At 34.2% G+C, this 13,079-nt stretch carries 16 protein-coding genes; 15 read left to right on the top strand and 1 reads right to left on the bottom strand.

Annotated features, from left to right (window positions below; genetic code table 11):
- Window positions 1–202: 202 nt before the first annotated feature.
- The 11 genes from AADI82_RS09240 to AADI82_RS09290 all read left to right on the top strand — a co-directional run bounded on the left by AADI82_RS09240 (window position 203) and on the right by AADI82_RS09290 (window position 8,821).
- A complete protein-coding gene (locus AADI82_RS09240) occupies window positions 203–853 on the top strand; it encodes a hypothetical protein (protein ID WP_341216159.1) in 651 nt (216 codons plus the stop codon).
- Between the two features lie 82 nt (window positions 854–935).
- A complete protein-coding gene (locus AADI82_RS09245; protein WP_341216160.1) occupies window positions 936–1,406 on the top strand; it encodes a hypothetical protein in 471 nt (156 codons plus the stop codon).
- Complete coding sequence (locus AADI82_RS09250; RefSeq protein ID WP_341216161.1) at window positions 1,407–1,955, top strand: hypothetical protein; 549 nt, start codon at window positions 1,407–1,409, stop codon at window positions 1,953–1,955.
- A 141-nt stretch (window positions 1,956–2,096) separates the two neighbouring features.
- Window positions 2,097–3,083: a hypothetical protein gene (locus AADI82_RS09255; RefSeq protein WP_341216162.1), complete on the top strand. Its 987-nt coding sequence runs from the start codon at window positions 2,097–2,099 to the stop codon at window positions 3,081–3,083.
- Entirely contained in the window at window positions 3,083–5,209 is a 2,127-nt protein-coding gene (locus AADI82_RS09260; protein ID WP_341216163.1) for a hypothetical protein, read from the top strand. Before AADI82_RS09255 ends, AADI82_RS09260 begins: the two co-directional genes overlap by 1 nt.
- Complete coding sequence (locus AADI82_RS09265; RefSeq protein WP_341216164.1) at window positions 5,206–5,346, top strand: hypothetical protein; 141 nt, start codon at window positions 5,206–5,208, stop codon at window positions 5,344–5,346. Before AADI82_RS09260 ends, AADI82_RS09265 begins: the two co-directional genes overlap by 4 nt.
- Window positions 5,337–6,989: a hypothetical protein gene (locus AADI82_RS09270; protein ID WP_341216165.1), complete on the top strand. Its 1,653-nt coding sequence runs from the start codon at window positions 5,337–5,339 to the stop codon at window positions 6,987–6,989. The genes AADI82_RS09265 and AADI82_RS09270 overlap by 10 nt, the downstream gene beginning before the upstream one ends.
- A gap of 34 nt (window positions 6,990–7,023) precedes the next feature.
- Window positions 7,024–7,611, top strand: coding sequence for an XkdF-like putative serine protease domain-containing protein (locus AADI82_RS09275; RefSeq protein ID WP_341216166.1), 588 nt, complete (start codon window positions 7,024–7,026; stop codon window positions 7,609–7,611).
- A gap of 2 nt (window positions 7,612–7,613) precedes the next feature.
- The gene (locus AADI82_RS09280; protein WP_341216167.1) at window positions 7,614–8,036 is read left to right on the top strand and encodes a hypothetical protein; all 423 of its coding nucleotides are present in this window, start codon (window positions 7,614–7,616) and stop codon (window positions 8,034–8,036) included.
- Complete coding sequence (locus tag AADI82_RS09285) at window positions 8,036–8,200, top strand: hypothetical protein (RefSeq protein ID WP_341216168.1); 165 nt, start codon at window positions 8,036–8,038, stop codon at window positions 8,198–8,200. Before AADI82_RS09280 ends, AADI82_RS09285 begins: the two co-directional genes overlap by 1 nt.
- Before the next feature lie 39 nt (window positions 8,201–8,239).
- A complete protein-coding gene (locus AADI82_RS09290) occupies window positions 8,240–8,821 on the top strand; it encodes a hypothetical protein (RefSeq protein WP_341216169.1) in 582 nt (193 codons plus the stop codon).
- Window positions 8,822–8,872: 51 nt separating this feature from the next.
- Here AADI82_RS09290 and AADI82_RS09295 read toward each other — a convergent pair whose 3' ends face one another.
- Entirely contained in the window at window positions 8,873–9,067 is a 195-nt protein-coding gene (locus tag AADI82_RS09295) for a hypothetical protein (protein WP_341216170.1), read from the bottom strand.
- Window positions 9,068–9,143: 76 nt separating this feature from the next.
- On the opposite strand from AADI82_RS09295, the gene AADI82_RS09300 reads away from it, so the two are divergent.
- The 4 genes from AADI82_RS09300 (at window position 9,144) to AADI82_RS09315 (ending at window position 12,909) form a co-directional block, all read left to right on the top strand.
- On the top strand, window positions 9,144–9,800 hold the full coding sequence (locus tag AADI82_RS09300; protein WP_341216171.1) for a hypothetical protein: 657 nt from the start codon (window positions 9,144–9,146) through the stop codon (window positions 9,798–9,800).
- 69 nt (window positions 9,801–9,869) lie between these two features.
- On the top strand, window positions 9,870–10,400 hold the full coding sequence (locus tag AADI82_RS09305; RefSeq protein ID WP_341216172.1) for a hypothetical protein: 531 nt from the start codon (window positions 9,870–9,872) through the stop codon (window positions 10,398–10,400).
- Between the two features lie 89 nt (window positions 10,401–10,489).
- Window positions 10,490–10,870 carry a hypothetical protein gene (locus tag AADI82_RS09310; RefSeq protein ID WP_341216173.1) on the top strand — a complete coding sequence of 127 codons (381 nt, stop codon included), beginning with the start codon at window positions 10,490–10,492 and terminating at the stop codon, window positions 10,868–10,870.
- Window positions 10,867–12,909 (top strand): hypothetical protein, encoded by a 2,043-nt coding sequence (locus tag AADI82_RS09315; protein WP_341216174.1) that lies wholly within the window; start codon window positions 10,867–10,869, stop codon window positions 12,907–12,909. The genes AADI82_RS09310 and AADI82_RS09315 overlap by 4 nt, the downstream gene beginning before the upstream one ends.
- Window positions 12,910–13,079 lie beyond the last annotated feature (170 nt).

Here is a 13,079-nt window from a genome sequence, read left to right on the forward strand (position 1 = left end):
AACCCAGCAAACGAACCTGAGTATGAATGCTCAGAGTGTGGCGAACCAATGAGAAAACCTGGTGTGTGTAGTGGCACTTGCCACGAGGCCAGTATGATTTAGTTAGTTAGATTAAAGTTGAAATTAGGTAGGCAGAAATGCTTACCTTTTTTTATTATATTTATTCTAGTATAAAAAACCATTTTAAAAACGTTATATAAGTATGAAAATTGATATTACTGTTCCAAATAATTTAAACGAAATAACATTAAGGCAATACAAGCATTTTCTTAAAATACAAAAGAATGTAGATGATGAGAAGTTTCTAAATGCCAAGATAATAGAAATATTTTGTGGGGTTAAATTACCGCATGTAATGCGCTTAAAAGTTACCGATACGGAACTGATAGTAAAAACCCTTACAGAAATGTTTGAACAAAAACCCAGGCTTTTAAAACACTTTAAATTAAATGGTGTAAGCTATGGTTTTCATCCACAACTAGATGATTTAACCCTGGGGGAATATATTGACTTAGATACGTTTATTGGCGATTGGGAAAATATAGAAAAGGCTATGGCGGTTTTATATAGGCCAGTAGTAAATAGGTTAAAAGATAAATATATAATTGAGGAATATAAATTAGGCAAAGATGATTTATTATTAGACATGCCTATGGAGGCAGTTTTGTCATCAATTTTTTTTTTGTGGAATTTAGGTCTAGACTTGTCGGAAGCTATGATGAAATATTTGGAAAAAGCGGAGGGCCAAACCTTGACAAAACATCACAATTCACTTCTAAATGGGGATGGTACAACTCAATTTTTAGCCTCTCTTGTGGAGACATTACAAGATATGAAGATATCATTAAATTAAATATACACACCAGTTTAAACCATTTGTGTTTTTTAAGCGAAAAAGCTGAGGTGGAACAAAGTAGAATAAAAAGCAATTTTAAATGAGCCAACAAGGAATAAGAGGTTACTATCAATTAACTGAAAAAATAAGGGAACAATTAAATTTAAGCCTGCATACCAATACTATTTCTATTGGGGATATAAGCCAGGTTAATTTAAACAAGCAAGATATATTTCCTTTGGCCCACATGATTGTAAATAGTGTAATTGCTGAGGAAAATGTATTAAGGTTTAACTTAAGCATATTAGCATGTGATATTGTTGACCAATCAAAAGATGAAACAATTAATAGATTTACTGGCAACGATAACGAACAAGATATTTTAAATACACAACTAGCAGTTTTAAATACATTAATACAACGTTTAAGAAAGGGCGAGTTACACCAAGACATGTATCAATTAAGTGGCAACCCTACACTAACACCTTTTCATGATAGGTTTGAAAACCAACTTGCTGGTTGGAGTGCTACAATAGAAATACTTATATACAACGATATAAATATTTGCTAAATGGATTTTAAAAATGTAAATGATGTTTTAAATGGGTTTGCACAATATGTCGTTGATAGTTCTAAAAACAATTTAATTGTTGATAATAAGGGTGGTGGCAATTTATACAACTCAATAAAATACACTGAGCAAAAAAGCCAGGACATATTTTTATATGAATTTTTAATGGAAGATTATGGGCCTTATGTGGATAAGGGTGTAAAGGGTTTAACTTCTACCTATCCCGAAACGGCATCGGCATTAAGTAAATTTCAATATGGTAGTGGCACTGGGCCAAAAAATGGTTTAAGGGATGGGATAAAAAAATGGGTTGCAGAAAAACGTTTCCAATTTAGGGATAAAAAAGGAAAGTTTTTAAGTTATGAAAGTACTGCATACATTATTGCTAGGAGTATTTACAATAAAGGTTTAAAGGCTAATTTATTTTTTACACAACCTTTTGAACTTGGCTTGCGTGAATTACCATTAATGTTAAAAGATGCATTTAGCCTTGATATAGAAAATGGAGTTACCGAAGGAGATATAAAATTAACAATAAAAAGAACATGAATTGGACACTAGAAATAGCATTCCATTTTCCCCACAATAGGTTTTTACTTGGCTGGGAATATATGGCAGAAAATGAAACATATAATTACAAAACAATAAGGTTATATTTATTTATAGCTACACTTACACTAGATTTTTAAGATGGCAGATATAGCATTAAGAAACCCACAATTTAAAAGCATAACAATACAAGCATCAGGAACATTATCTGTTGTGTGTGAGGTGTCAATAGATACTGTTTTACGTTACACTTTGATTAAGAATGTAGAACCTAGTACAACTGTAAATTTTGATGTAGCTGAACTTGCAAGAGATTATATTGAGATAGAATACCAAACAGATTATATACCTCAAACAGTTGCAATTAAAACTGTAATAACACCCTACGATGGTTTAAATGGTACTGGTAATGCATTGCCGTTATTGACAGTAACTTATGATGATGTAGGTTTTGAGGCGTATGGAACATTTGAAGAGGGTGTAAACCCTGAGGTGCCTTTTGGTAGAACATTACCAACTTTACTGATACCAATAAATGAAGATACTGATGAGTTTACAATATTGGCGCCAAATAATAGAACTGGTAAAATACCATACCTTACAAGTAGTTTTAGGGGTGCTGATGCATATACTGGAACAGATACAAGCGTAACAATACAAGGTGTAGATTGTACCATAAAAAGAATAGATTGCACAAAATATGGCGATGGAAAAAGAATTATTTACATAAACAAATATGGGGCGCAGCAAGATTTATGGTTCTTTTTAAAAGAAACTAGAAACCTGGCTAGAACAAATGAGGGTTATAAATCAAACACAATAACATATCCTAGTGGTGGTGCAACATATAATATACAAAACGCACCAAACAAAGTATTTAATACACAAGCAAAGCAAACACACACTTTGAGCAGTGGTTATTATCCTGAGTTTTTAAACCAACAATTTGAGGAACTATTATTAAGCGAATACGTTTGGTTGTCTACTGTTAAAAAAGGTAGTGGCATTGTCATACCAGTAAAAGTAAAAGATGCAGCAATCAGCTTTAAAACCACCTTAAACGACAAATTAATAGAATATACTATGGTGTTTGAAGAAGCATACGATTATATAAACAATATTAGATAATGCGTAAACTACAATTATATATAAAGGGCCAAAGGGTTGACTTATTTAAAGATGAAAGTGTCGAATTAACGCAAACTATAAAAAACGTAAAAGACATATCAAAAATATTTACTGAGTTTACACAAACTTTTGCGGTGCCAGCATCAAGGGTTAACAATAAAATATTTAAACACTATTATAACTCAGATATTGTAGATGGTTTTGATGCAAGGATAAAACAAGATGCAACAATAGAAATAAATGATTTACCTTTTAAAGAGGGGAAAATAGCATTGCAGGGTGTTGAGTTAAAAAACAATTTAGCCCATACATACAAAATAACCTTTTATGGTAATACAGTTGATTTAAAAGACATACTATCTGATGACCAATTAAGCAGCCTTAGTTTTAGTTCTTTTTTCAATAAAGAATATAGTTTTGACGATGTAAAACTTCACATGCAGCCACCAATTGGAGGTGGAGATAATATTATTGTACCATTAATTACGCATACCAATAGGTTAATTTATGATAGTTCTACTCACACAACATACGACCCAGAAGCAACAACAAACAACATAAGTCATCACGGAACAGGAACACAACAACAAAATGGTGTATCATATACCCAGTTTAAATATGCAGTAAAGGTACCTAGTTTAATTAATGGAATACAAGATAGATATAACATACAATTTTCTGATGATTTTTTTAATGATAATACAAATGAAAAATTTTGGAACTTGTATATGTGGTTACACCGAAAGAGCGGCGATGTTGAGGTACCTGGAGAAGTGCCAGCTATTTACGAAATAAACGAAGACTTTACACTTACTTCGACACCACCAGCCTATGTAACATCTGAACTGGATGGAGTAATAACTATTGCGGCGCCAGTAGGAGTAACACCATCATCAATAGTATTTTCTGTATCGCCAACAAGTACTTTGCCATACAATATGCAAATGCTAAGAAATGGTGCGGTTGTACTAGAAAAAATAAACGTTACTGGTTTTCAAACCCTTACTTTAAATGCTGGGGCATTTGGTAATATAAATAATGCTGCATACCAATTACAAATTGCTGGGCAAAATATAGTTGTAAATGCAAATAATATAATAGGAAGAGTTAATTGGCTTGAACCATTTGGCACCCCAACTTTTGGTTTTGATGAGTACAAAAATGCCGCTACATTTAGCACAAACCAAGTTCCACAATTTAACATAAACCAACAATTACCTGAGATGAAAATAATAGATTTTCTAACTGGTATTTTTAAAATGTTTAACCTTACGGCCTATGTGGATAATGTTGGAACAATAGTGGTAAGAACTTTGGATAGTTACTATGCAGCAAGTACAAATGTATATAACATAGACAAGTATTTAGATACCACAAAATCAACAACTGATGTAGCATTGCCATTTAATAAAGTTAGGTTTACATACAAAGGTTTAAAAACATTTTTGGCACAACAATTTAACCAGTTGTTTAATACAAAATGGGGTGGTTTAACATATACACTAAATGGTAATATATACGATGCACCAAGTGAGCCATACGAAATAGAAATACCTTTTGAACACATGCAGTTTGAAAGATTATATGATGCGGGTACAACACCGCCAGCGGCAACAGATGTACAATGGGGATATTCAGTTAACGAAAACCAACAAGCATACAAGGGCGAACCATTATTATTTTATGCCCATCCAATTTATTACGATGCATCAAATACTTCTATAAGAATAAGAAACCCTTTTGATGGCTCAATAGATGATATAGAAAGTTATTTTATACCTAGCAATAGCCTTGATATTGACCCAACAGTAAGTAAAGTTAATATACATTTTCAAGCTGAATTAAATGAGTATTTAGCAAATGAACCATCATTAACAACACCGCCAGCATCTGCCGAATTTACAGATACTTTATTTGAAACAGAATACAAAACATATATACAAGAGGTTTTTAACCCTAGTAACAGATTAACTAAGGTAACGGCCATTTTACCTATGAAAGTTTTTTACAATTTAAAGCTAAATGATAAAATAGAAATGCGGCAAAAAACCTATAAAATAAACTCAATGAAAACCAATTTAACAACTGGCAAAACCGAGTTTGAACTTTTAAATACAATATCATGATAAAAGATATAATTGAATTATTGCAGTTTGTTGAGGGGGAAACTGAAAATATAAGAATAGCACAAGGCAAACATAAGTTGCCTGAAACAATAAAAGAGGGTTTTAAGCAAATTAAAAAGAAGATAAAATGTCAATAATTGTAGGGGCGGAACTTAAAGCGGACACAAAAAACGCGGTAAGGGAGGTAAAAAAAGTAAATGAGGAAGTAAAAAAAGTAAGTAAGAACGCTAAAAAAGCTGGCGAAGACCTTACTGAGGGAATGGTTGTTGGTAATGCTGCGGTAAAACAACTTGATAAGGTAACTAGCGGTTTGGCCTCTGCATTGGTAAAAGTTGCAAAAGCTGCAAAACTAAGTGGTAAGGCCATGCGGGTTGCACTTCTATCTAGTGGTATTGGTGCGGTTGTTATATTAGTTGGATTGTTAGTTGAGTATTGGGAAGATATTACTGACTTTATAATGGGTTCTAACAAAGAACTTGAAAAACAAATCTCGCTTAATAGCGAAAACCTTGACTTGGTAGATAGGAAGCTAAGAAATGTTCAAACATATATTGAGCTACAAAAGGCTGAGGGCAAAAACGTTGATGATTTATTAAAAAAAGAAAAAGAGTTAACACAAGAAAAGAGAGATGCATTTTATACATCGTTAAAGGCCCAGCGTATTCTTAGGGATAATTTAAGAGCCAAGCAAAAACAAGGCAAATTAGATGAAGAAGAAACTGAGGAATTAAGAAAACAAGAAAAAATATATTTAGATTTAGTAAACGCATACAACAAATTTGAACTTAGTTTAAAAGAGCCAGCAAAAAAGGTTGTTGAAACTGGGCCAACAGAAGAAGAGATACTTGCTGAAAAACAAAGGTTAAAAGCAATAGATGACAAGGCAACAAGCATAGAAGAAATAACTAAGTTAGAGGATGATTTTTTACAATCGCAATTAGATAAACAAACCCAGGAAGAAAACGCAGTAAGGGATAAATATTTTGCTCAAATACAAGCCGCTGAAGAACTTAAAATAGATACAACTGTTTTAGAAGAAGCTAGGCAAAAGGAGCTGCAAGATATAAGAGATAAGTATGCAAAAGAAGAAGAAGATAAACGAAAGGAGGCCCTTGAAAAAATACAAGACATAGTTAATGATGCAACCGAGCAAACAGAAATAGAAAAACTTGAAAAGGAAAAACAAGCGGCCCTTGGAGAATTAGAATTATTGGAAGCAACCTGGATGGAAAAACTTAGAGTTGCAGCATATTACCAAAGCAAAATAAATGCGGTTGTAAAAGAGAATAATGATGAGGAATTAAAAAATGATAAATTAAAAAACGATGCTAGGCTTAATATGGTTGACCAAACATTGGGGGATGTTACTCGAAAGTTTGATGAACAAAGTGCTGCCAGTAAGGCTGCGGCGGCGGCCTCTGCATTAATTAACACCTACCAGGGTATCACTGCCGAATTAGCGACAAAGACCGTTACACCTTTTGAAATTGGCTTAAAAATAGCAAACATTGCAACAGTGGCTGCAATTGGTTTTAAATCTGTAAAAGATATTTTAGCAACAACACCTAGCAATGCATCAGGGGGAAGCAACCCAGCGGCTGGAGCAACTGGGCCACAAGCCCCAGCGTTTAATGTTGTGGGTCAAAGTGGTGCAACACAATTAGCGGATGCAATAGGCAGCCAAACACAACAACCAAGTCGCGCATACGTCGTGAGCAGTGATGTTACAACGGCCCAGGAAATGGATAGAAATATTATTGAGGGTGCGAGCATTGGCTAAATGCAAAATTAAAAAGTAAAAACGTTATATATTTATGAAGATAATAGAACTTATTTTAGATGAGGAAGAAATGGATACTGGAGTAGAAGCTATCTCAATAGTCGAAAGCCCAGCCATTGAGAGCGACTTTGTAGCTTTAAAAAACCAAGAGATAAAATTAGCAGAAGTAGATAAGGAAAAGAAAATACTTATGGGGCCTTTGTTAATACCTAACAAGCCTATTTATAGAAATGGTAGTGAGGGCGATTATTACATATATTTTTCAAAAGAAACCATAGAAAAGGCATCACAAATGTTTTTACAAAATGGTAACCAAAGCAATTCAACCTTAGAGCATGCAAAAGCACTTAATGGTTTAACCCTAGTTGAAAGCTGGTTGGTAGAAGATAAGGCAAAAGATAAAAGTGCGGTTTATGGTTTGGATGTTCCAGTTGGAACCTGGATGGGAAGTGTTAAAGTTAATAACGACAAAGTGTGGAATGAATTTGTAAAAACCAAAAAAGTAAAAGGATTTTCTATTGAGGGTTATTTTGCTGACAAAATGGAGGCACCAAAAGAGGCAATAGAGGAACAAATGGCAGAACAATTATTAAACCAAATAAAAACAATTATAACACAATAAACATGAAAACAAATTTAAAAAAAGTTTATAGCAAACTACCAAACAAAAAAGTAAACTTAAAAGCACAAAAGGTGGCCCTAGGTTTAGTTGATGATATTAGTTACGATTATAGTAACCTAGAAGAAGAAGTAAGCAGACTGGAATATTTGCTTGATGAATTTTTACCACAAGAATTTGATAGGCTTGATGAAGCTTATGCTTTATTAAAAGAAGTATTGATTGATAATAGCGAAAACGTTATTTATTACGATGATGTAGCACAAGATGAGGAAACAATACAAAGCATAAGAGAAAAAGCTGATGAACTAGGAATTGATGCAAACGAAATATTTCCAAATATTGATAATTACTCAGAAGAATTAGCTAGGCTAAGAAATTTATCAGAAGAATTTGAAATGTCAGTAAGACAATTTAGAAATTATTAATGCAAAGAAACAACAAGAAAAATAAAATATTTATACCTAGCAGAACATCGCCTACTGGTAGTTCTAGAGGTTGTTTATGTTGGGATAGGAATACATACTCAAGTGAGTGTTGCGATGGTTCTATGCAAGCCCAGGGCATAGGTGTAATAACAAGAACAGATTGAAAACGCAAAATATAAATTAATAAACGTTATATAATTAGTATGGAAAAAACAAAAATGTTAAATCAGATTAGAACGCTTTTAAATATTGAGGTAAAACTCGAAGAACAAAAGCTAGAAAACGGAACGTTGGTAACGGCGGAAAGTTTTGAAAAAGGAAGTGAAATATTTATCGTAACTGATGATGAAAAGGTGGCAATGCCAGTAGGAGAATATATCCTTGAGGATGGCCGCTTGGTAGTTGTTGAGGAAGAGGGTATTATTTTTGAGATACGAACATCAGAAGAAGCACCCGCAGAAGAAGAAACAACTGAGGATTTAGCTGATGAAACTATTGAAACCGATGTACCTGAGGAAGTAGTGCAAGAAGTTGAAGCAATAGTTGAGGCGGTTGTTGAGGTAATTGCACCAGTTATTGAGGAGGTAAAAGAAGAAGTTGCTGAATTAAAAAAGCAATTCTCAGAAATGAAAAACTACAAAGAAGATAAAGAAAATTTATCCGCTGCTAGAAAACCAATTAAACACAACCCTGAGGCAAAAACACCACAAAAAAAACAAGTGCAATTTGCAAAAGGACAATTTAACACAACACTTGATAGAGTATTAAACAAATTAAATAAATAAGATGAAAAAAAGAAACGTAAATTTAGCAACAACTACTGATATCACTACGACTTATGCGGGAGAATTCGCTGGCGAATACATCGCAGCGGCTTTACTTTCAGCAAGTACAATTGATGATGGTGGTGTCACAGTAAAGGCGAACATCGCTTTTAAAGAAGTTATCAAAAAATTAGCTACTGATGCACTTGTAAAAACTGCAACATGTGATTTTGACCCAACTTCAACTATCACACTAACTGAGCGCATTTTAGAACCCCGAGAGTTACAAGTGAATCTACAACTTTGCAAATATGATTTTGTTAACGACTGGGAAGCGTCATCAATGGGTTACGGCCTAGGACAAACATTGCCACCAAAGTTTTCTGATTTCTTAATTGCACACGTTGCTTCGAAAGTCGCTCAGAATACGGAATTTTGTATTTGGCAAGGCGATACCGCAGCGGGAACTAACAACTCATTTGATGGGTTTGAAAAACTAATTGCAGCAGCAGCAACTGCGGGAGATATTCCAGCGGGACAACAAGTTGCAGCGGTTGCGGGTGGTTTAACATCAGCAAACATTATTGATGAATTATCTAAGGTAGTTGATGCAATTCCAGCAGCACTTTATGGTAAGGAAGATTTATTTGTATACATTGGCCAAGAAGCAGCAAAATTATATGTTCAAGCCCTTGGAGGTTTCGGAGCAAATGGATTGGGTGCTAATGGTGTTGCAAATATGGGAACTCAGTGGTGGAATAATGGAAGCCTTACAATCAACGGCGTAAAAATATTTGTTTGCCCAGGAATGAGTGCTAACAAAATGTATGCTGCGGAACGTTCTAACTTGTATTTCGGAACTGGACTTCTTAATTCAACTCAGGAAGTACGTGTGCTAGACATGGGAGACCTTGACGCATCAAACAACGTAAGAATGGTAATGAGATTTACCTCAGGTGTACAATTTGGAATCGCTTCAGATTTAGTTGAGTACGCTTAAAATTAATTAATAATCAATAAAGGGGTGGGTAGTTAGTCTGCTCGCCCTTTTTTTTTAAAACATAAAATTATGCCATGTACAATAACAAAAGGGAGAAGCCTTCCTTGTAAGTCTGCCTTTGGTGGAATCAAGAATGTATATTTCTTAGACTTTGGGAATATAGACACAGTAACGCTAGATGATGCAACTGGTGTATCAACTATTACTTATCTTGCTGGGGGTTCTTCTGATTATTTTAAATACGAAGTAAAAGGTAATTCAAGCCTTGAAACAACAGTGACGTCTTCTAGAGAAAATGGAACAACATTTTACACACAAACTTTAAATTTAACACTAACATATTTAGATGCATTAACGCAACAACAACTACAACAAATTGCAGTGTCTAGACCTAATGTTATTGTTGAAGATTACTATGGTAATTTCTTTGGTTGTGGAATAGAAAATGGAATGGAAGTAACTGGGGGAACAGTAGTTACTGGAGCAGCGGCTGGAGACCTTTCAGGATTTACGCTTGTTCTAGAGGGTATGGAAGAAACGGCACCATTATTTTTAAATGCTGCGCCTAGCGTATCAGCTGAGGTAATTACGCCAAATTAATATTTATTTTATTAAAATTAAGAGCATCCTTTTTAGGGTGCTTTTTTTTTGTTTTTACAAATTAGTTATTTTTATACGTTATATAATTGATGATACTTTTAAAACCACAAGCTACCAATAGATTTGGAATTATACCAAGAGAATATGTAACAAGTGCATATATGACTTTAAGAGATGATAGCACAAATGTTGTTAATGAATATACATTAGTACCTAGAGTTGATGGTGTAGGTAATATTGTTATTATAAACGATACTTACCTTATATATGGAACAGAATATGAGAATTTAGTTGAGGGGCATTTTTATGATTTAACTTTGTATGCAGATGATAATTTAGAAGATGTTATATATAGAGATAAAGCATTTTGTACTGCGCAAAAGGATTTAATTGATGATGATTTCTACAAAATAAATAAAGACCAGTACACAACGTACAATGGCAATGATAACGATTACATAGTAATATGAGAAAAAGAAACGAAAAAGGACAATTTGTAAAAAGCAAGGTGTCTGAATTTGGGTTTGTTAATTTAAGTACATATACCAGCCCTGAGGTTAAAGAGGTTAATGGTGCTGATTGGATTGAGTATGGGGCTGACAACGATTATTTCCAATACCTGATAGACCGTTACAATGGCTCGCCTACAAACAATGCTGCTATAAACGGAATAAGCCAGGCAATTTATGGAAAAGGGTTAAATGCTACTGATAGCAGTAAAAAGCCAAACGAGTATGCGCAAATGGTTTCTTTGTTTAGAAAAGATGTTGTAAGAAGATTGTGCTATGATTTAAAATTAATGGGCCAATGCGCTATCCAGGTTATTTACTCAAAGGATAGAAGCAAGATTGCGCAATTAGAACACATGCCTATTGAGACTTTAAGAGCCGAAAAATGTGATGAGGATGGTAACGTGCCAGCTTATTACTATTATAACGATTGGCCAAACATAAAAAAAACAGATGAGCCATTAAGAATACCAGCTTTTGGCATGTCAAATGAAAACATAGAAATATACTACATTAAACCATATAAAAGTGGGTTTTACTATTACTCGCCAGTTGACTATCAAGGTGGTTTACAATATGCTGAGTTGGAAGAGGAAGTATCTAATTACCACCTCAACAACATCCTGAATGGCCTGGCCCCTAGCATGCTCATCAATTTCAACAACGGAACTCCAAACCAACAAGAGCGCCAACTAATTGAAACTAAAATAGCACAAAAATTCTCAGGCACTAGCAATGCTGGCAAGTTCATTTTAGCCTTTAATGATAACAAGGAAAGCCAGGCAGAAATAACACCAGTGCAATTAAGTGATGCGCATAACCAGTATCAATTTCTCAGCGAGGAAAGCACACAAAAAATAATGGTTGCCCATCGGATAGTCAGCCCTATGTTATTAGGTATAAAAGATGGAAGCGGATTAGGTAATAATGCAGAAGAAATAAAAACTGCTAGTCTTTTAATGGATAACACTGTTATAAGACCATTTCAAGAGCTTTTAATTGATTGTTTTGATAATATACTAGCTTACAACGAAATTAGCTTAAACCTATATTTTACAACCTTACAACCGCTTGAGTTTACAGAAGTAGACCAAGCATTACAAGACAAGGAAACAATTGAGGAAGAAACTGGTGTTGAGATGCAAAAGTTTAACCTTAAAAAAATAGGTGGTAAAACGGCATACAAAACAAAAGAAGAAGCTGAAAGGGTTGCTGAGGAAATTGGTTGTGGTGGTTACCACGAACACGAAATAGAGGGTGTTACATATTACATGCCTTGTGTATCTCACGAGGAATTAAAAGCCCCATGCTGGGATGGTTATGAGCAAATAGGTACAAAAATGAAAGATGGGAAAGAGGTGCCAAATTGTGTGCCACTTGAAAAGGAGTTTTTGTCTGATGAGATGGGCGCTGCTATATTAGAAAACCTTAAAGGCGAAACATTGTCAAGCGAATGGGAATTGGTTGATGAGTTAGATACAGATAATAATATAACCGATGAGGAATGGGCCACGTTATGTATAAAAGAAAAAAAATCTTTATTTAGAAAATTTGCAGATGAGATAACCGCAAAGCCTAATGGTTTTAGTTATTTAGATAGCAAAAATTATAAAATAAGATACAAGTATGCAGTTGGCTCAACTAAGCAAATGAAAGGTAATAATGAATCCAGGCCATTTTGCAAAAGCATGATGAGTTTATCAAAAGCTGGTGTTGTTTATAGATTAGAGGGTATCGATGCAGCTTCAAAGGCTGGTGTAAATAGCAGCCTAGGACACAATGGCAAGCCCTACGATTTGTTTAAATTCAAAGGTGGAGTATATTGTCGACATAAATGGAAAAAGGTGTTATATCGCCTTAAAAGCAATACTAAGCCCAGTGAGTATTTAAACGACTATAAAAAAACAAGAACCATTCCTGAGAGTTATAACAAAAAACCAAGGGGGACAAAGCAATCAGAAATTGCACCAGTAAACATGCCAAAACAAGGGGCGTATTAAAAAAAATATATGGCAACAGTATTATTTATAAATAGAACCGATTTAGTTAGAAACTCGATTATCGATGGAAATGTTGATACCGACAAGTTTATACAGTTCATAAAGATAGCGCAGCAAATAGACATACAACAAATACTAGGTACTAAAATGTATGATGGTTTAACTGATGC

The sequence above is a fragment of the uncultured Wocania sp. genome (assembly GCF_964021735.1).
Classification (GTDB): Bacteria; Bacteroidota; Bacteroidia; order Flavobacteriales; family Flavobacteriaceae; genus Wocania_A.

Bases quoted from the DNA above. Each gene is read 5' to 3' on its own strand.
- AADI82_RS09260 (WP_341216163.1), top strand. From the start codon at position 3,083: ATGCGTAAACTACAATTATATATAAAGGGCCAAAGGGTTGACTTATTT.
- AADI82_RS09290 (WP_341216169.1), top strand. From the start codon at position 8,240: ATGGAAAAAACAAAAATGTTAAATCAGATTAGAACGCTTTTAAATATT.
- AADI82_RS09315 (WP_341216174.1), top strand. From the start codon at position 10,867: ATGAGAAAAAGAAACGAAAAAGGACAATTTGTAAAAAGCAAGGTGTCT.
- AADI82_RS09280 (WP_341216167.1), top strand. From the start codon at position 7,614: ATGAAAACAAATTTAAAAAAAGTTTATAGCAAACTACCAAACAAAAAA.
- AADI82_RS09310 (WP_341216173.1), top strand. From the start codon at position 10,490: ATGATACTTTTAAAACCACAAGCTACCAATAGATTTGGAATTATACCA.
- AADI82_RS09265 (WP_341216164.1), top strand. From the start codon at position 5,206: ATGATAAAAGATATAATTGAATTATTGCAGTTTGTTGAGGGGGAAACT.
- AADI82_RS09245 (WP_341216160.1), top strand. From the start codon at position 936: ATGAGCCAACAAGGAATAAGAGGTTACTATCAATTAACTGAAAAAATA.
- AADI82_RS09250 (WP_341216161.1), top strand. From the start codon at position 1,407: ATGGATTTTAAAAATGTAAATGATGTTTTAAATGGGTTTGCACAATAT.
- AADI82_RS09300 (WP_341216171.1), top strand. From the start codon at position 9,144: ATGGGTTACGGCCTAGGACAAACATTGCCACCAAAGTTTTCTGATTTC.
- AADI82_RS09255 (WP_341216162.1), top strand. From the start codon at position 2,097: ATGGCAGATATAGCATTAAGAAACCCACAATTTAAAAGCATAACAATA.
- AADI82_RS09240 (WP_341216159.1), top strand. From the start codon at position 203: ATGAAAATTGATATTACTGTTCCAAATAATTTAAACGAAATAACATTA.
- AADI82_RS09270 (WP_341216165.1), top strand. From the start codon at position 5,337: ATGTCAATAATTGTAGGGGCGGAACTTAAAGCGGACACAAAAAACGCG.
- AADI82_RS09305 (WP_341216172.1), top strand. From the start codon at position 9,870: ATGCCATGTACAATAACAAAAGGGAGAAGCCTTCCTTGTAAGTCTGCC.
- AADI82_RS09295 (WP_341216170.1), bottom strand. From the start codon at position 9,067: ATGCGCTCAGTTAGTGTGATAGTTGAAGTTGGGTCAAAATCACATGTT.
- AADI82_RS09275 (WP_341216166.1), top strand. From the start codon at position 7,024: ATGAAGATAATAGAACTTATTTTAGATGAGGAAGAAATGGATACTGGA.
- AADI82_RS09285 (WP_341216168.1), top strand. From the start codon at position 8,036: ATGCAAAGAAACAACAAGAAAAATAAAATATTTATACCTAGCAGAACA.